Origin of the sequence: Actinocrinis puniceicyclus (assembly GCF_018283645.1) — a bacterium.
Taxonomy (GTDB): domain Bacteria; phylum Actinomycetota; class Actinomycetes; order Streptomycetales; family Catenulisporaceae; genus Actinocrinis; species Actinocrinis puniceicyclus.
Genome location: NZ_JAGSXH010000115.1, coordinates 1 through 17,905, shown reverse-complemented (window position 1 = coordinate 17,905; position 17,905 = coordinate 1). Strand labels below are relative to the sequence as shown.

At 67.4% G+C, this 17,905-nt stretch carries 16 protein-coding genes and 1 tRNA gene; 9 read left to right on the top strand and 8 right to left on the bottom strand.

Features of this window, described 5'->3' with window-relative positions; all coding sequences use genetic code 11:
• Window positions 1–537 precede the first annotated feature (537 nt).
• The 3 genes from KGA66_RS23485 to KGA66_RS23475 are packed head-to-tail and all read left to right on the top strand — an operon-like array spanning window position 538 to window position 6,367.
• Entirely contained in the window at window positions 538–1,905 is a 1,368-nt protein-coding gene (locus KGA66_RS23485; RefSeq protein ID WP_211470698.1) for an esterase/lipase family protein, read from the top strand.
• The gene (locus tag KGA66_RS23480) at window positions 1,902–5,570 is read left to right on the top strand and encodes a tetratricopeptide repeat protein (RefSeq protein WP_211470696.1); all 3,669 of its coding nucleotides are present in this window, start codon (window positions 1,902–1,904) and stop codon (window positions 5,568–5,570) included. Before KGA66_RS23485 ends, KGA66_RS23480 begins: the two co-directional genes overlap by 4 nt.
• Window positions 5,567–6,367 carry a CHAT domain-containing protein gene (locus KGA66_RS23475; RefSeq protein WP_211470694.1) on the top strand — a complete coding sequence of 267 codons (801 nt, stop codon included), beginning with the start codon at window positions 5,567–5,569 and terminating at the stop codon, window positions 6,365–6,367. The genes KGA66_RS23480 and KGA66_RS23475 overlap by 4 nt, the downstream gene beginning before the upstream one ends.
• Window positions 6,368–6,535: 168 nt before the next feature.
• Here KGA66_RS23475 and KGA66_RS23470 read toward each other — a convergent pair whose 3' ends face one another.
• Window positions 6,536–8,059, bottom strand: a complete 1,524-nt coding sequence (locus KGA66_RS23470) for a hypothetical protein (protein ID WP_211470692.1) — start codon at window positions 8,057–8,059, stop codon at window positions 6,536–6,538.
• Window positions 8,056–8,472: a hypothetical protein gene (locus tag KGA66_RS23465; protein ID WP_211470690.1), complete on the bottom strand. Its 417-nt coding sequence runs from the start codon at window positions 8,470–8,472 to the stop codon at window positions 8,056–8,058. Before KGA66_RS23465 ends, KGA66_RS23470 begins: the two co-directional genes overlap by 4 nt.
• A gap of 202 nt (window positions 8,473–8,674) precedes the next feature.
• Between KGA66_RS23465 and KGA66_RS23460 the strand changes: the two genes are divergently transcribed.
• Window positions 8,675–9,049 carry a hypothetical protein gene (locus tag KGA66_RS23460; RefSeq protein WP_211470688.1) on the top strand — a complete coding sequence of 125 codons (375 nt, stop codon included), beginning with the start codon at window positions 8,675–8,677 and terminating at the stop codon, window positions 9,047–9,049.
• An 86-nt stretch (window positions 9,050–9,135) separates the two neighbouring features.
• Here the strand turns inward: KGA66_RS23460 and KGA66_RS23455 are convergent, their stop codons facing one another.
• Complete coding sequence (locus tag KGA66_RS23455) at window positions 9,136–9,588, bottom strand: ATP-binding protein (RefSeq protein WP_211470686.1); 453 nt, start codon at window positions 9,586–9,588, stop codon at window positions 9,136–9,138.
• A 289-nt stretch (window positions 9,589–9,877) separates the two neighbouring features.
• Between KGA66_RS23455 and KGA66_RS23450 the strand changes: the two genes are divergently transcribed.
• Window positions 9,878–10,732, top strand: a complete 855-nt coding sequence (locus KGA66_RS23450; protein ID WP_211470684.1) for a helix-turn-helix domain-containing protein — start codon at window positions 9,878–9,880, stop codon at window positions 10,730–10,732.
• On the top strand, window positions 10,729–10,968 hold the full coding sequence (locus tag KGA66_RS23445; RefSeq protein ID WP_211470682.1) for a DUF397 domain-containing protein: 240 nt from the start codon (window positions 10,729–10,731) through the stop codon (window positions 10,966–10,968). The genes KGA66_RS23450 and KGA66_RS23445 overlap by 4 nt, the downstream gene beginning before the upstream one ends.
• 64 nt (window positions 10,969–11,032) lie before the next feature.
• Here the strand turns inward: KGA66_RS23445 and KGA66_RS23440 are convergent, their stop codons facing one another.
• Together KGA66_RS23440 and KGA66_RS23435 are read right to left on the bottom strand one after the other, a co-directional pair.
• Complete coding sequence (locus KGA66_RS23440) at window positions 11,033–12,010, bottom strand: DUF2637 domain-containing protein (RefSeq protein ID WP_211470680.1); 978 nt, start codon at window positions 12,008–12,010, stop codon at window positions 11,033–11,035.
• A gap of 77 nt (window positions 12,011–12,087) precedes the next feature.
• Complete coding sequence (locus KGA66_RS23435; RefSeq protein ID WP_211470678.1) at window positions 12,088–12,366, bottom strand: hypothetical protein; 279 nt, start codon at window positions 12,364–12,366, stop codon at window positions 12,088–12,090.
• 771 nt (window positions 12,367–13,137) lie between these two features.
• Here KGA66_RS23435 and KGA66_RS23430 point away from each other — a divergent pair.
• From KGA66_RS23430 to KGA66_RS23420, 3 genes are all read left to right on the top strand, one after another.
• Window positions 13,138–13,407, top strand: a complete 270-nt coding sequence (locus tag KGA66_RS23430; RefSeq protein ID WP_211470676.1) for a hypothetical protein — start codon at window positions 13,138–13,140, stop codon at window positions 13,405–13,407.
• A gap of 248 nt (window positions 13,408–13,655) precedes the next feature.
• Window positions 13,656–13,856, top strand: coding sequence for a helix-turn-helix transcriptional regulator (locus KGA66_RS23425; RefSeq protein ID WP_211470674.1), 201 nt, complete (start codon window positions 13,656–13,658; stop codon window positions 13,854–13,856).
• Window positions 13,853–15,334, top strand: a complete 1,482-nt coding sequence (locus tag KGA66_RS23420; RefSeq protein ID WP_211470672.1) for a tyrosine-type recombinase/integrase — start codon at window positions 13,853–13,855, stop codon at window positions 15,332–15,334. Before KGA66_RS23425 ends, KGA66_RS23420 begins: the two co-directional genes overlap by 4 nt.
• A gap of 393 nt (window positions 15,335–15,727) precedes the next feature.
• Here the strand turns inward: KGA66_RS23420 and KGA66_RS23415 are convergent.
• From KGA66_RS23415 to KGA66_RS23405, 3 genes are all read right to left on the bottom strand, one after another.
• Window positions 15,728–15,811, bottom strand: a tRNA-Tyr gene (locus KGA66_RS23415).
• Between the two features lie 143 nt (window positions 15,812–15,954).
• Window positions 15,955–16,956, bottom strand: coding sequence for an SDR family oxidoreductase (locus tag KGA66_RS23410; RefSeq protein ID WP_211470670.1), 1,002 nt, complete (start codon window positions 16,954–16,956; stop codon window positions 15,955–15,957).
• Window positions 16,953–17,885 carry an alpha/beta fold hydrolase gene (locus KGA66_RS23405; protein WP_211470668.1) on the bottom strand — a complete coding sequence of 311 codons (933 nt, stop codon included), beginning with the start codon at window positions 17,883–17,885 and terminating at the stop codon, window positions 16,953–16,955. Before KGA66_RS23405 ends, KGA66_RS23410 begins: the two co-directional genes overlap by 4 nt.
• Window positions 17,886–17,905: the final 20 nt, after the last annotated feature.

The window sequence follows — 17,905 nt, the reverse complement described above, 5'->3', positions numbered from 1 at the left end:
GCGTGTAATACTCCGCCGCCGACCTCCCCCGCTCTGGGCCGCTGTCGCCTGCCGCGACCTGCCTGGTCAGATACGTGTACCCATCCCCGGCGGTGATCTTGTGGATCGTCATCACGACCCCACCACCGCCCTTCCGCACCCGACCGATGAGCTCCGTACCCGGCGAATCCGCCCATGATCAGATTAACTGCAAAAGGTGTGGTAGCAATTATCCTGCTACTACGTTCAGGTGAGCTCAAGCTTTTCTTGTCCGCTGCGCCTGAACCTGTCGTCCGCGTGACTGGTGAATCCGGCGCGGTCCGCAAAGCGCTGCGCCGACGCTGCAGTACACGGTTCCGGAAAGCGTTCGGGTGCAGAGGCAGACCGCTATTCGGCGGCCTCGAGCACGAATACGTGAGAGCGCACCCAGCATCGTCGCAGCACGATTACGCTGGGCGGAACAGTGATCCGACGTGGCGTGGGCGGGCCCCAGCTCAGCGCGGGTCGAAACCGCTCTGAGGTGGCTGCAGACTAATGAGACAATGCATTGATGATGTAGTGGTTGTCGTGCCGGGGATTCTGGGCAGCCGCCTGGCTGTAGACGGCCATGAGGTGTGGGGGCTCTCGGGTGCGGCGATCGCCCGCGGAATCATGACTTTAGCTGGTTCGGTACGACGCTTGGCGGTCCCCGAAGACATCGGGGACGAGCACCCCGGCGATGGTGTGGAACCGGTCGGGCTCGTTCCCGACCTGCATCTGCTCCCGATGGTGGGCCCTGCGATCAACGGGTACTCGGGACTGGTCGGCTGGCTGGAGCGCGAGTTCACGCTGACCCGCGCGCAGCACTGCGGCACAGGTGAAACGCCGAATCTGGTCGCGTTCGCTTACGATTGGCGGCTGTCGATTCGGTACAACGCGGCTGAGTTGCAGCGGCGAGTGGTCCCTGTGCTCGATGCATGGCGGGCGGCCGGACACGCCGATGCGCAACTGGTGATGATCTGCCACTCGATGGGGGGGTTGGTCGCGCGGTATTTCGTCGAGTGCTTGGGCGGTGCGGATGTGACGCGGCGCGTTGTCACACTGGGCACGCCGCACCGAGGTTCGCTCGATGCTCTACTGCGGCTGGTCAACGACACGCGGTACGGTATCCGCCCGCTCCGTCTGGAGTTGACTGCGTTCGCACGGTCACTGCCGTCACTGCACCAGTTGGCGCCTGACTATGCATGCATCGAACATAACGGCGGCCTGGCACGCACTGACGAAGTATCACTTCCCGGAGTCGACGAGAAACTCCTGGCGGACGGCTTCGCACTGCGACGGCAGATCGCTGACAGTGCGCGGCAGCGCGGCACTAGCGGCCATGTAACGCATCCGGTGGTCGGGGTTGGGCAGCCGACGCCGGCCACGGCGCGCATAGCCGCGAATGGGCTGGAGCCGGTGGACACGATCGAGGGAATCGACGAGGGCGGCGATGGGCGGGTGCCGCGGTTCTCGGCACGTTGCGATGGCATGCAGGATGACGATCCTGCGATTCAGCCGCACAGCGAGCAGCATGGCTCTCTACAGAACAACGGGGCCGTCCGCGACGCCCTTTGGTACTGGCTCACCTCGAAGCGTCGCGAGTACCGGGCAAGCGGGAATGGCGTGCCCCTGGGCCTCCGCATCGAAGAGGTCCTGGCTGCCGGGCAGTCGTGCCGAATCGAGGTGACTGCTGCGCCCGAGTACGACGCGCTCAGCCTGCGCGCCGTCATGGTGCCGCTCGGTGCGGGACAAGCATCGCAGCGTTCGCTGGCCAATCGGGGCGGCGGCCGCTATGAGACGGTGTTCCCGCCCCCCAGGCCGTGCGCATACGAGGTGCGGATCGACGACGTATCCGGTCGGGTACTACCAGTCACGGCTCACGTACTGGTGTGGGGTGAGGTATGACAGACGAACCCGGCGATCAGGCATGCGGTACGTTCCTGGGAATTGCCATCAGGCAGTATGACCACTTCCACGAGATCGAATCGGCCGTATCGCAGACCGAGCGGCTGGCGGCGACGTTGGCCACGTTCGGGTACGCGACGCTCGTCGTACGCAATCCCGCATCGGACGAGCTGAACAGCCGTGTCGAGCTGTGGAGCCGAGCATGGAAGGACCACGGTACACACGGACCGTGCGTTGTCGCGTGGTCGGGTCACGCGGAGTCCGACCATCGCAATAGGCTGCAGCTGGTCACCCGCGACACGACGCGGGGCGATGCCGGCCGCTACTACGATGCTAACCGGCTGAGGCAGTATGCGTGGAGCTCCGGCGCGGATCAGGTCCTCATGGTGCTCGATACCTGCCACTCGGGGACTGCGGTCGGCGAGCAGATCGTCGACACCATCGCCGAGCAGCGGTCGCTGCCGCCCGGTAGAGCGTCAGGGCTCCTCGTCATCGCGAGTTGCCAGCCCGGGGAGAAGGCCGATACTGCGGGGCTGCTCATCGACGCGCTCGAGCGGGTGCTTCGCGTCGGCCCTAATCGAGCGCCATCGCGTCCTTACCGGCGTGCTTGGAGTGTGCACAATCCCGGTGTCACCGCCGCTGACGTCGTGGACATCGTGCTGGACGAGTGGCCCGATGACGCAGGCCAACTGCCTGTGCAGGCCAGCACGGGAAAGCTGCTGCCGATCTTCCGTAACCCGCAGTGGCGCCCGGACACTGGGGCACAGCTTGTAGAGCACCTGGCCAGCGCAGCGCGCGGGGTCGCGGCGCGGGAAGACGGCTGGTTCTTTACCGGTCGGCGCCGCGTGCTCGGCGAGATCGTCTCGTGGCTGGCCAAAGATCAGCCCGGTGTGTTCGTTGTGACTGGTCCCGCTGGCAGCGGCAAGTCCGCCGTCGTCGGACGCATCGCTGCACTATCGGACGCCGACGAGCGCGCGGCACTGCTCGCGCATCGGCCGCTGGCCGACGATGATCCCGACCCGGGACTTGGCAGCGTCGATGCCGTTGTCCACCTGCGCGGGTTGACTGTCGATCAGGTGGCCGAGCGTGCCGCGCACAGCCTTGGTCTGGAGCGGCCGGAGAACTACGCGGGTCTGATCAAGGATGTGGCCCGTTGGCATCAGGTCCCGGGCCGTGAGTCCGCGCCGCGGCTGACGCTGATTCTCGATGGCCTGGACGAGATGACCGCCGTAGCCTCAGCGGCGTTCGTCCGCGACTTGCTCGGCCCGCTGGGCCGCATCGCCCGCGTACTGCTCAGCAGTCGCAGCGAGGCGCTGCGTCGCCACGCGTCGTTTGGGGCCGCTGGTCAACATCTCACGCTCGCCCAATCCCTCACCCAGCGGCTCAGTGCCACGGTCGATGTCATCGATCTAGCCGACGAGCCGGGTACGGCCACCGATATCGCGCGTTACGCGACCGACCGCCTGAGTGCCATCGCCGTCCCCGGTGATCAGGCCGCTGAGGTGGGCCGGCGGCTCGCACTGCACACGGGCGCGGGAGAGGGCTTCCTTCTTGCTCGTATTGTCACCAGCTACTTGGTAGCAGCGTCTGTGATCGCGGACAACCCGGACTGGTTGGCTGATCTGCCCACCAGCCTGGCCGAGGCGTTCGACTATGACTTGGCCGTCCCACCGCCCGGCACCAAGCCCCACCATGTCGGCGCGGCTCGCGACCTTCTCACGGCGCTCGCTTGGGGGTTAGGCACGGGTGTGCCTGCAGGTGGGGTATGGGAGGCGATCGCCACCGCGCTCGCCGCCAGCGGCAGGTCGTACGAGACAGACGACGTCGATTGGGTGCTCAACCACTACGGCCGCTACATCGTCGAAGACAGCGATGGTGACGGACCCGTTTACCGGCTCTACCACCGCGAGTTCGTCCGGCACCTCCAGGTGACGACCGCGGGGCCCAACCCCGCGCTGGCCGTGGCCCACGCAGTCATCGGCATTGCCACACATGAAACGCCGGTCGACAGCGACCGCACTCACTTTGCCCGCTACCTTCGTACGACCCTCGCCGCACATGCTGCCGCGGGCGGTCCAGCAGGTGTCGCCGCGCTCCGCACGGTGGCGGAGGCCGCACCCGACGCCTACCTGCCCGACCTCGCCATGGCACTCAACAACCTGGCCAATCGACTGGCGGAGGTCGGGCGCCGCAACGAAGCCCTCGCCCCCGCCGAAGAAGCAGTCCGCATCCGCCGCACCTTGGCGGAGACCGCACCCGACGCCTACCTGCCCAACCTCGCCACGGCACTCAACACCCTGGCCATTCGACTGGCGGAGGTCGGGCGCCGCAACGAAGCCCTCGCCCCCGCCGAAGAAGCCACCACCATCTACCGCACGCTGGCGCAAGCCGCACCCGACGCCCACCTGCCCAACCTGGCCATGGCACTCAACACCCTGGCGATTCGACTGGCGGAGGTCGGGCGCCGCAACGAAGCCCTCGCCCCCGCCGAAGAAGCCACCACCATCTACCGCACGCTGGCGCAAGCCGCACCCGACGCCCACCTGCCCGACCTCGCCACGGCACTCAACAACCTGGCGAATCGACTGGCGGAGATCGGGCGCCGCAACGAAGCCCTCGCGGCCTATGACGACGCGATCACCGCTTTCGCCATGCACCCTGAGGCGACAAGGAAATTGTTGGTCGATCGTGCGGCGTTCCTTCTGCGATCAGACGAGCCCGCCGCCGGAATCCGGGCGCTGATCCAATTTCTCACAACTGAGCCGAGCATCGCTTCGGCAGATGCCGTGCTGAGCGCTCGGCGGCTGCTTCGGCACGCCGCGTCAAACGGCGGCCACCGCGCCGCGGTCACGGCGACGTGGCGCAAGATGCTCGACGACGACCCGCCAACCTGGCTCGACATAAACGACAGCGATGTCGCCAACGTCGATGCATGGCTGGCGACACGCACGTGGATCGCGTCCCGCGACCATCTGCGCGAGCACCACAGCGAGCTTGTGAGCGAACGGTCCCGAACCGTACTGGTCGAGTACGCACTCGTATCGCAGGAGGCTGTCCGCCATCTGACGATCCTGGACGCTGCGGCCGAACACGGCATTGACGCCGCGTACCAACCGCTGATCCGTGGTGAAACCACTCAGGAGTGGCTTAGGACTCCCGACTGGCAAGCCTCACATCGCTACCTCGACGAGCACGCCGACATCCTGCTCACCACCGACACCGTTGCCTACCTTGATCGACTCGGCGAGCGAGAACGCCCCGAGCCGCTGCTACGCGTGCACGCCTCACTGCTTCGCCTGGCCCTCTACGCCGGCTCCGACACGGCATACCAGTGTGTAGAAGACCGAAAGGCTCTGCATGCGCTGATACAGCAGGCACTGCGTGCCGCAGACGGGCCGACTCTGTTGGCAGCCGCAGGCATTGAAGCCTTCGTCTACGCCGACGAACTCGCCGCCACGGTCCATGCACTGATCGGGAAGGCCATCACATCCGAGACCGGCATCGACGACGGCGTTCCGGCCGTCACGGAGCTCGCGGCCCGTGCGGACACGACTGACAGGGAGCGCACGGCGTCTGAGATCGCCGCCCTGCTGACCACTCATCCTCAGTACGCTGCCCGCGTCGCCCCACTGCTGACTGCGCTCCTGCCCGCCTCGTCGTCATGACGGCGGCCTTACGCATCCTGATGGTCGAGGCGGGTGCCGCTCCTGGCCATCCCGACGCGCTCGACCTCGCCGAGGAGCGCCGCCAGATCGATAGCGCGCTCGCCACCGCCCCCTATGGTCAAGCGATCGACATTCAGGCCCTCCGTGCAGCGCGCCGAGAAGACTTCGTCGAATGCCTCTTACCGACGCCGGAAGTGCTCCATATCTCCGGACACGCGGACAGCGACGGCGCCCTGCGGTTTCGTACAGATGACGGTGGCACGACTCCCGTCGTCCGCATGGGTCTGAGTGCGCTCCTTCTTGGGCTCAGACCGCCACCGACGCTGATCTTTCTCAACGGCTGCCATACGGCTGACCTGGCCGCCGAGATCGTCGCCGATGACGGATGCGCCATCGGTGTCGCCGGCACGATCTCGAACACCGCCGCGGTCGCCTTCTCCCGCACCTTCTACAGCATGGTCGCTCGCGGCGCGTCGGTCGCCTCCGCTCACCAGATGGCGCAGAATGCGCTTCTGACCTACGGCGCCACGGACCGTGAGCAGTATCGTCTGATTCCAGGCAAGAATATGGAAGCTAGCGCTTGCTACCTCGTCCCGCCCGAAGCCAGGCCACCGTCGTCGCCTCCCGGCGTTAAACCACGATCGTTTCGGCCTACCGGGCACGACGCAAAACAGCGCGTCATCGCCCTTATCGACGGTTCGCCCGACGCTGTCGCAGGAATGCGTAGCCTAATGTCGAGTACTGAATTCGACATCGCCATTACGTGGATGCCGATCGATGGCTTCAGCGATCTGTGACGTACGTCGGGCCAAGATCGTGGTCGGCAGGACGGACAGCGGGCGCCCGTGTTTGTTCAATACGTGCTGAAGTGCGTTCGGCTGTAATGGGAGCAGACCACTGACCCGGCCGGCCGTGGCCGTGCCCTGCCGTGCCAGGGAATCAGGATGCGGGCGGAGCCTTGTCCATCATCGCTTGGGAATGATCGGCCGCTCGCCATCAGGGCGCTCCTGCTGTCGAGGTTTCTGGTGGGCCTGGCGGTGCATGCGCTCAGGACTCGGTCTCGCTGTGCGGCGGGAGGCGAAGGTGACCACTACTTCCTTCAGCGTCCGGTAGCCGCGGCCGAGGTCAGCCAGATCCGCTGCCGCCGTCTTCGAGGCACTGGCCGCGTCGCGATAGCTGACGGCGAGTTCGGCACGTTGCGCGGGCTGGAGTGGGAAGAAACGTCGTCCTTCGCTGTCGGGGCGGTGGGCGCGGTCGGGGGAATGCAGGTCGAGCACGCCGTCAGTGATCAGGCGCGCGTGGTTCGCGGCGATCACGGCGGCTTCGCACGGTAAGGCACTGATCGTGACGCAGAGCGCATCGAGGACATCCGGCACGAGCAACTCGCCAAGGCCGCGGGGGTGTCCGGGCCCGGCGTGCGGGCTCCAGGCGGGGTCGTCATAGGCCAGCCGGCCGAGTCGGATCACGAGGCTGGTCGCCTGCACTGTCAGGGGGCTGCGTGGGCCGCTGTCCGGAACGCTGACCGTCTGCCCCCACGCGCGGCGCAGCCGTAGCCATGCGGCGCCGCTCGCGCGCAGCCGGGCGGCGGCCTCGGCCCAGTTCCATTCGGCGTGCGCGGGCAGGTGCGGGCTGATGCGGGTGAGTAGCTCGGCGGCGATGGTGTGCGCGACTGCCAGATGGGTGGCGGTCTGGTACAGATCACCGGCAGTGTGCTGGGGTGGGTACTCGCCGGAGCGCAGAGCGTGGGCTGCCTGGTAGGCGGCGGTGGCAATGCGCCGCAGCGCGTCGCGGGTCTGCTCGGCTGCGTGGACCGGGTCTTCGTCCGGTGACGGATAGGTGACGGAGGTGGCCAGCACCGGGGCGGGCAGCAGTTCCAGGCGGGCGGTGGTCGGGGCAGGACATTGGGCGGCAGCGTCGGCCAGTTCGCTCGCGGCCAAGGCAAGATCTTTCCCGCGCGGCCGGTATGCCTGTTCCAGGTGCGGTCGTCGGCGCGTGAGGTCGTCGACGGACAGGACAATCCGGGTCAGGGCCGCCAGCTGATCGGCGATCGCGGCGGCGCGGCGCAGCAGGTGATCGCGAACCGGGGCGTCGAGCAGCTGCTCACCCTGCGGGGTGCGGGCGAACTGCCGCGGTGGGTCCGGAGTGGTCAGGTGCGTGGCCAGCAGGTCCTGAGCGACCGTCAGCAGCCGGGCCGCGTCGCTGATCTTCGCATCGGCAGCACTCGGCGAAGCATCAGGGCGGCCGTGGCGTCGGAATGCGCGGTCCGCGGCCGTCAGGCGCTCTACGACTGCGGGTTGCCATGCGGCGGCCGGTATGCCGCTGGGCAGCAGCCCGTAGCGGGTGCTCAGCGCGATCAGGCTCCGCGTCACAGCGGACAAGGCGGCACAGGTGGCCGCGCCGACCGTTGTTCCGTCGGCGACAGCGAGCGTCGCGCGGTCGAGGCGGTCCGCGGCGAGGTCGAGGAAGTCTTCGAAAGTCGCCTCGGTCACGTTGCCGCCCTCGCGTTGACGCAGGCGCGACGCGACTTGTCGGCCAGATCGGCGGCGCGACTGAGCGCGTAGAGCCGCTGGGGTTCCTGCGTCGCGCGGGCGGCGCGATCCAAGGCGTCGACAGTCGCCTGTAACACGTCGTTCAGTCGGCCCGAGCCGTCTGCCAGTGGTCCAGGGCCGGGGGGCAGCGGGGGCGGATCGTCCTGAGTGTGCGGCAGCAGCAGCCGATGGGCGCTGCTGAGCGTTCCGGCGGCCCACCACAGCGTCGCGGTGTCGTAGTCCTCGCGCTCGGCGAGGGCCTCCGCGGCTTCGGCAGCCAGAGCGAGCGCCTCGGCGGCGCGGTCGACGGCTAGCGCCGGCGGCCGATCGTTCAAGTCAGCGATCAGCATGTCGAGGTCTGTCACGTGGGTCACGATTCCTCCCGGTCATGGTGTGCGCGTGGATTGTCAGGATGCGGTGTGTCGGCGAAGTTCGCGACAGGCGCGTGACGGGCTGTGGATAACTGAGCCGCACCCGCGCGACCTTCGTTTATCGAGGCAGGCGGCACGGGGCCTGGCGTTAGCTGCTTCGGGATCCAGCGCGCGAACTTGGTCCATTCGATTTACTGTGGTGAACGTGACTCGACGATCAGGATCATCAGCACGGGCTCAGGCGCTGCTCAAGGCGGCAGAGGCGGTGGCGCGCCGAGATGCCGAACGCATCGCTCGGGAAAAGGCGGTGCAGGCTGCGTTAGCCGAGTTCTTTCACGCCCAGGGCGAGATCGAGCGGATCTACGCTGAAGCAGGGAAGACGGCCGCGCCGTTCGAGCAGATCACGCGTGACGCAGTACGCACCCTCGACCGGCTGGGTGAAAACCGGACCGGGATCGCGGCATTGACCGGCCTGCCCGTCGCGCGCGTGCGCGAATATGTCCTCGACGATGGCGGATCCCTGAAGCCAGCTCACTCGGCACCGACGCACGAGGCTGGCTGCGCCGGGAGAGACGAGTAACCAGCAGCGGGTCCTCGTTGGCTACGGCCGCGAACGGCTATGGATGATGGCGGTCCGCGCTTGAGTAGCGAACGACGTCGATCCGTTCACTCCTGCGCGGCAGGGCGCGGGCATTCGAACCAGACGTCCTTGCCGTGACTACACCGACGGCAGCCCCACTGCGAGAGCGCTGTGAGCAGTGGCAGCCCGCGGCCTCGCGTACTGAGCTCACTCTTGCATGACGCGCCCCGCCCAGGCCGGCGCCGGTCTTCGTCCCCGACGACGACGCGCACGACCGCGCCGCGCTTCGAACTGGTACGCACACAGACATTCAGTGAAATCACACGGCTGGCAGTATGCACGAGCGAATTGGTGATCAGCTCATCCGCACACAGCACCGCGTCATCGGCTACGTCTTGCCCTACGGCGATCGGCGAATGAGCGAGGAAGCGGGCGACCTCGCGCCGGACGACGGGGAGCGAGCAGAGGGCACGAGCGTCCTCGAAACGGGCGATCTCCTCGTCGTGCCCCACCGCGGACCGCGCGAGCCGGGACAGCACGCTCGACTCGCCTCGTCGGATGACCAGCAGAAGTGGCGCGGTGCGGGCGATGGGGCTCTCGGTGGGCGTGACTGCAAGTGAAGGCATCGCGTCCTCCGTGCATTGTCGTTGCCTGACTCACGCAGCCGACGCTGACCGCGTGCCACCAGCATGCCCCGCACAACTTCGCTACGCAAGTTCGTCACGCAATTTCGTGTCGACGAGCTTTGCGGGTCCGCGGCCCGCGCCTCAACTGCGACACACTTGCGGCAAGCTTGTTGACGCAACCACCGGCACCGGGAGGACAGGCGTGGGCGAGGACGGTTCGATGCTGCGTCGGCGGCAGCTCGGCGGAGAGCTGCGCCGTCTGCGTGGCACGCGGACCATCAAAGAAGTCGTGGACGAGCTGCACCGCTCCTCCGCGTGGCTCAGCCGCATTGAGACCGCCCAGGAGGGCGCCGTCATCCGTCCGGCGGAGCTGCGTGAGCTGGCCCGCATCTACGGCATCACGGACGACCAACGAGTCAACCAACTGCTGAACCTGCTGACCGCCAGCACCAAGCGCGACGACTGGTGGGAGCCGTACAAGGACGTGCTGCCCTCCGGCCTGGAGACCTTCGTCGGGCTCGAATCCGACGCGCGCCGCGAGCAGAGCTTCGAACCGCTGATCGTGCCCGGCCTGTTGCAGACCGCCGCCTACGCCCGCGCGATGTACGCCGTCGATCGCACCCGCGACAGCGCCGCAACCGAGCGGCTCGTCACCATGCGCCTGGAACGCCAGCGCGCGCTGACCCGAGAGTCCGCCCGGCTGGAACTGCACGCGATCCTCGACGAAGCAGCCCTACGCCGCGTCGTCGGCGGCCCCGCGGTCATGCGCGAGCAGATCGAGCACTTGCTCGCTGCAGCGGACCTGCCCAATGTCCTGGTGCAGATCCTGCCGCTCGACCTGGGGGCACACGTCGGGATGGCCGGCGCGTTCAGCCTGCTGGCCTTCGACGAGAACGCGATCGTCTACGTCGACTCCCCGGCCGGAAACCTCTACCTGGAAAAGCCCCGCGACGTGCGCCGCTTCACCGCCGACTTCGAACAACTCTCCGCGACCGCTCACGACCCGCAAGCCTCCGCCTCCCTGCTCAAACGCATCGCGAAGGACTACGCACGATGAACCGCAGCGATCCGCAGCAACCGCCGATACCGAGCTTCGACCCGGCCGCCGTCTCCTGGAAGAAGGCGAGCGGCAGCAGCAACAACGGCGGCTGTGTCGAAGTCGCCACGATCGGCGGCATGGTGGCCGTGCGCGACTCGAAGAACCCGCACCGCCCGCCTCACTTCTACACGCGCGAAGAGTTCCGCTACTTCCTCGACGGCGCGAAGGCCGGAGAATTCGACGAGTTCGCGTAGGCAGCCAGAAGCAGAGCGGACGCATCGCCGCGGAAGCCGCTCCGCTCCACGCGCCACTTGACCATCAGCCTGCTTCCGGTGCGAGCACGATGCCCGAGGCCGAGCCAACCGGCCAGTACTCTTCCAGCCGCGGTAACGCTTGCACCACATACCGCCGCGCTGCACCGCGCGATAGCGGCACAGGGAGCGACGCAGCAGCCTGGTACGCGGCCGCGTTGCGTACGCGTTCATCGTCTGAGAACAGGCGCAGGTCCCCGGACCGGGCCTGTTCCGCAAGCACGGCCTCGAACGCGAGCCGCTTCGCGCCGAGCCCTCGCCGCCGGCGCGCGCTCTGGCCGGCGGCGTCTGAACCCTTCTCACCGACGGTGACGCCCACCTGCTCCACATCCGCGTGATCGCGCCCAGACGACTGATGCGCGGCAGCGTAGGTTCGGGCGCCGGCATCCGGTGCGGATCGCTGTCCCTGCGCGTCGCGGCGCAGCGAGTCGCGCATGGTGCTCCACATCACGCCCGGGAAGTTGATCCACAGCAGCGTCGTGCGCCACAACCCGCGTCGCTGCTCCTCTGCCATCAGGAGTGCTCGCACGTTAATGAGGAGGTGCTCCAGGAAGACGGCATACATCACCGGCGGAACCGCAGCCACCAGATACCCGCCGGGCGTGCGCGAAGGGGCGTGCAGTAGGTTCATCGCCACGCTCGCCGCGATGCACCCGAGCAGCGACGTCCGCGTGGCCTGCCCAGAGTGCCCACGCAGCGCCTCGTACAAGCGCAGCAGCGAAACGCCCGCAGTGCCCAAATCAAGCAACAGTGCCCATACTCGGGCCTGCACCACTTGCTCGCCGTTGTGTGTCAGGACGTAATCGACTTGAGCGCGGTACGACAACCACGCGGAAGCGCAGGCCAACGCCATCAGAATCATGGTGGCCGAGGCCAGCAGACCGTTGGCGATCCATGCCGCAGGCCCCGCAGCGGAGACGCGATCCGGCTGCCCGGCCGACACTGCGTTCCGGCGCGCGGGCAAGGACGTACTCTGGTGCAACATCGAGGTTCACTCCCTTGATGAGGCCCCGGTGGCATCGGCCAAGATCTCCACCGGGGCCGCTTGAACGATCGGTCAGGTCATCGGCCGTGGGCCGCTTTGCGCTCGCCGAGAAACTCCAGCCACGACGCCATCAACTGCTCCTCCGTGTCGCCATGCAGGCGCCCACCGTGCGCGACCAACCCGTCGATCGCCACGCGGATCAGCGTGTTCGCCGTGATCCGCTCACCCTTGACGCTGCGCGCGTCGTGCAGCTCGCGGGCTAGCTCGTCCAGGCTGCTCCACTGGTCGACGCGGATCTGCGCGGTCTTGGGCCGGGTCTTCGGACGCTCGGCAGGCGACGGACTAGATGAGATCACGGCTGGCTACCTTCTCAATTCGCGCTGCGGGTCGAGGCGGACAGTGTGCGCGTTCCTTTCTACCGCATCCGAGCCCAGAACTCACGAAGATTCACTCTTTTGGAAGATCCGAACTTCATAGGTCCTGCGCTACGGTGTTGTGGACAGACGAGAGGGGGCCGGGTTGCAGCCCGGCCCCCTCGAAAGACGCCCGACTCGGTGTTAAGAGCACCGGCCGGGCCAGGACACCCCTGCATAGGAGGGTTCCAATGACTCATCTTGCCATTCCGCACGGACCACTCTCAGTAGCGCAGGCCGAGATCGCGTCCGTAGTCGGCAGCAGGTCTCCGGCTGGCGATGCCGTCGCGCGACAGCTTGTCGGTGTGCTGGAAGTAGCTGACCGCCATGTCATCGTGCTGCTTATTCCGCTGCGTCTTGGCTTCGAGGCGGACGAGCGCTGGATCCGATGAGGAACAGCGTGTCGATTCTCAATGACCGTAGCTCTGGCGCCTGAAGGCTAGGAGCGCCGGCGAGACCGCGTGAGCCTACGGCCGATGCCAATATCGGGCCTTGACGTACCGCACGAGTCACATCAGTGCCGGGTTGCAGCCCGGCCCCCTCGAAAGACGCCCGACTCGGTGTTAAGAGCACCGGTCGGGCCAGGACACCCCTGCGTAGGAGGGCTCCAATGACCCATTTCAGCATGTCCCCATACGTATCCATTGACCTCGACGGCGCCGTCTCGCCTTGTCCGGCTGCCTCCTACGCTGCGCCTTCCGGACGGTGAGCGTCATGGCCGACCTGACCGAAAGCCACATCGCCGTCGCCCGTATCACAGATGCCTTATTCTGTTCCGATCTGGAAACCGGGAGCGCACCCACGAATCGGCAGTTGGCCGCCGCCATTCGCGGCGCGCTGAAGAACCGCCGGGACTGGAACGGATGCACACGAGCCGTCGCCGCAGCTTTTGCGACAGATCCGACTCAAGCTGAAGCTCGCGAAGCCTGGTGCAGCCAGGTTGCCGAGGAGGCGTTCAAGAACTTGGTGTGCCTCGACGAGTGATCACCCCGACGGAGTAGCCCTCCGCATCGCGCTCAGTTGACATCCGCGCGCAGCTCAAACCGTTCAGCACGGCAAAGCATTAGCGACTGACTCAGCTTGCGCGAACACAAATGTTATCCCACGATGAACGGTAAGTAGTGGAGAGCTACGAGACGTTCAGCAAGGCATAGATGATCAATGGTGCGGTCCCGGCGCTCAGTCGCCAAACGGTTCGCCGGGACCGCTCCCCCAGTAACGGAGGTAACTCCATGATGACCCACGCCGAGAATGCGGCAAAGCTCACCGTCGGCGAGGTGTGCACCGAACTGCACGTCTCGCGCTCGACGTTCTACTTCTGGAGGCAGACCGGCAAGGGACCGCGCTGCATCAAGCTGCCCAACGGCGAGTTGCGCATCCGCCGAGTCGACTTCGACAGGTGGCTCGACGAGCACTCGGAGGGCGCCGCATGAGCGCCGGAGCTTCGCCGGGAGACTGGTCTTACAAGATCCAGTTCTGGAAGACCGAGGTATACAAGGGCAAGAGGAAGACGACGTACTACGTGCGCTGGAAGGTCGACGGCCGACCGTTCAAGGAAGCGTTCGACACGTCCGCGCTGGCGGAAAGCTTTCGGTCCGATCTCACGTCCGCCGCCCGGAGAGGCGAGCCCTTCTGCACCGGCACAGGGCGTCCGGCCTCGATGCTTCGAAAGGCGGCCACTCCTGTCTCATGGTACGAGTTTGCCTGTGCCTATGTTGACATGAAGTGGCCCGACGTCGCCCCGAACAGTCGCGTCGGCATCGCCGAGTCGCTCGCCACGATCACTCCCGTACTGCTTACGAAGCAGATCGGCGCGCCCGATCCGGAGTTGCTGCGCAAGGCGCTGTATTCGTGGTCTTTCAACACCAACAAGCGGCTTCGAGGCGCCGTGTCCACCCCTGCCGAGCCACCTCAAAACCTGATCAAAGCCGTGCGATGGCTAGAGAAGAACACTGTGGCCGTCACGGCACTCGAAGACGCCACGGTGGTGCGCGCTGTCCTCGACGCACTGTCGAAGAAGCTCGACGGCAGCAAGGCGGCAGCCAAGACCATCTACCGTAAGCGCGCCGTGCTTCACAACGCCCTCGAGTATGGGGTCGAACTGGGGTACTTCGACAACAACCCGCTGAAGAAGGTCAAGAAGAGGGCGCCCAAGTCGACGGAGTCGATCGACCCGGCCGCTTTACCGGACCGTCGCCGCGCCACGGCGCTGCTGGCAGCGGTGCGCAAGCAAAGCAGGTCCGGACCGCGGCTCGTGGCGTACTTCGCGTGCATCTACTACGCGGCCATGCGCCCGTCCGAGGTCGCCGATCTGCGTGTCACGGACTACTTCCCGCCTGCCAGGGCGGGCGACTGGGGAGAGTTCCGCCTACGCAAGTCGGCGCCCTCCGTAGCGGCGGGATGGACCGATTCAGGCGCGGGACGTCGGCAGTCGCGTCAACTCAAGCACCGCGCGGAAAACGACTTCAGGACGGTGCCGTGTCATCCTCACCTCGCGGAACTCATCGCCGAGCACATCGAACAGTTCGGCACTGGAACTGACGGCAGGTTGTTCCGTGGCGCCCGGGGCGGCCCGGTCCCAGACTCCATGGTGAGTCTGACTTGGCGTCAGGCGCGCAAGGCCGGGCTGAGCGAAGCAGACTACGATGCGGGGATCGCCCAGCGCCCGTACGACCTGCGCCACGCCTGCGTGACCGGCTGGCTCAACGCAGGAGTCGATCCGGCCCAGGTCGCGGCGTGGGCCGGGCACAGCGTGACCGTGCTCTTGCGCGTCTATGTGGGCTGCATCGTCGGCCGCGATCAAATCGCTCGCAAGCGCATCGAAGCCGCATTCCGCGACGAAGACCAAGAGCGCGACAACGAGCAAGAGACCGCGAAACCCGAAAGGGAGCATGGGGAAGACAGCGACTAGCGTCGATCGCAGTGCGCCGCTAGCGGCAGACGATGCGCTGGTAGTACTCGGCCCAGATCGCACAGCGTATGACTGGTCCCTCATCGGCCCACGCCGGTGAGGGACCAGTCACGTTCAGCCGGACCTCGTCGGGCTCCACGACAGCAGCCTCGGTCGAGCATGAGGGTGCGGGGTCGCCAAACGCCGCACAGACAGTGAACAAGATCAGCTTCACGGACGCCGCGATGCCCGAAGCCGGTTCGCGAACGTCGGAGGGACCTCAAAACCTCGGCGCGTATTCGGCGCAAACACCCGTGGAGGGCCGTGATCAGCCGGATACAGCTGGACCTGCGACAGCGTCAGAACAACAACCCCCTACCAGCGTTACCGCTGGTAGGGGGTTGTTTATGCTGCTGGTGGCAGGTCCAGGATTCGAACCTGGGTAGCTTTCGCGACGGATTTACAGTCCGCTCCCATTGGCCGCTCGGGCAACCTGCCTAGTTGATCGCTCCCGGAGGAGTGACCTCGGAAAGGATAGCTCATGTCCGGGGGTACTTCGCCACCTGGTTCGGCTCGCGACTTGCGCGCCGGTGGTTCGGAGCGCTGGCGACGCTCGCCGGCAACGGCGACGTCCCCTCGCTCTACTCACTCCCCTCTGCCCTCTGGCTTCGGGTTCCGGCGGCGCGGCCGCCCGGGCCAAGCGGGCGTCGGCGCAGATGGGATGTGGCGTCGAGGCGGGGCGCGAGGCGCGCGACCTCCTTGGGGCCGCGCAGCGCGACGGCTGCGGGGACGGCCGCTCGGGGGAGCCACTGGAGCGGGCGGATCCACGGCTGGGCGTAGACGTGAGACTTGCGGCGTTCGATGCCTTGGGCGATGCGGGACGCGGCCGGTTCCAGGGGCGCGGTCTTGTTCGCGGGCCAGGGCAGACGGGCCCGCATCTCCCTGAGCACCGGGTCCTCGTCCGCGGCGCGCACCATGTCCGTGTCGGTCCACGTGAGGTAGGCCACGCCGACCCGGACGCCCTGGTGCGCCACCTCGCCACGCAGACAGTGCGCGAAAGCCTCGACGCCCGACTTGCTCGCACAGTACGCCGCCATGAGCGGCGCCGGCGCGATCGCGGCGAGGGACGCGATCTGGAGCAGGTAGCCGCGAGACCGGACCAGGGCGGGCAGAAACGCGCGCGCGGTCGCGATCGAGCCGAGCAGATTGACTTCTATGACACGGTCGAACGCATCCGGGTCGGCGTCCGCCGCCGGACCTCCGAGAGCGATCCCCGCGTTGGCGACCACCACGTCGACGCCCCCGAAAAGGGCGGCGACGTCAGCGGCGACAGCGGCCATGCGCGCCCGGTCGGTGACGTCCGCATGCCAGGTGTGGGCGCGCCCCACGGCGGCTCGCGGGTTCACCTGGTCGCAGGCGGCGGCCGCGCGGGCGAGCTCGTCCGCCTCCAGACCGATGAGGGCGAGCTCCGCACCGCGTTGCGCGAGCTTGACGGCGAGCGCGGCGCCGAGGCCGCGGGCCGCTCCGGTGACGACGACGACCTTGCCGGCGAGGGACCGGGAGGGTGGAACGCGACCGGCGCGGTCGTCCGCGAAAGGCGGCTCGGCAGCCGGAGCGGACTCGGCGGGAACGTGCGCGGTCACGAGGCGGCCCCGGCATGGTCCCTCGCGAGCCCGCGGATCAGCCCGGCGACGACGTCGGGAGCTTCCAAGGGCGTCATGTGACCGATGCCGGGCAGCTGCGTCAGCCCCTCGCAGCGCGGCAGCAGTTCGGCGATGCGCCGTGCTTGCTGCGGCGGGGTGAGACGGTCGGCGGCGCCGGCGAGAACCGCGGTCGGCACATCCAGAGCGCCCAGCGCATCCGCGAGCTCGATGCCGTTCAAGACGCGTCCCCAAGCCGCCCGGGGGCGCGCCGCGCAGGCATGGATGATCGACGCGTTGTAGCCGGCCAGCTCCCTCGAGGCATTCGGGCCCAGCGTGCCGTACTTGAGCATGCCGCGGCCGAGCGCGGTGACCGGGCCGAGCGGCAACCTGCTGCTCATCAGCGTGCGGGTGACCCGGGCCCCCCATTTCGGCGAGCGGGCGGCGAACGGGAGAATGCGCGCGGCCGCCGCCAAGCCGGTGAACCCGGTCGACGCGAGCAGGGCGGCGCGCGTGCGCTCCAACACCGGAGGGCAGAGCGCGGCCGCCATGACGGTCATGCCGCCCATGCTGTGTCCCGCGAGCACCGCCTTCTGCCCGGCGGGCAAGCTCGCGTCGAGCACCGTGACGAGGTCGTCGACGAGTGCCTGCACGCTGTACTGCTCCCGGCCCGGCACGTCGCTAACCCCGTGGCCGCGCAGGTCGTACGCGACGACGCGCAGATCGTCACGCAATGCGCTGATAACCGGCGCCCAGAACGGCACCGAGCAGGTCCAGCCGTGGATCAGGACGACGGTGGGCGCGTCGTCGGGCCCATGAACCTCGACGTTGATATGCACGCCGCCGACGGAGCGGGGGCGCAGGCGGGTGTGTGGTTCCGGCGGCGAGAAGAGGTCGGAACGGAGTCGGGGGCGGGCGCCGGTGATGCTCATGATGCGGCGTCTCCTGCGGG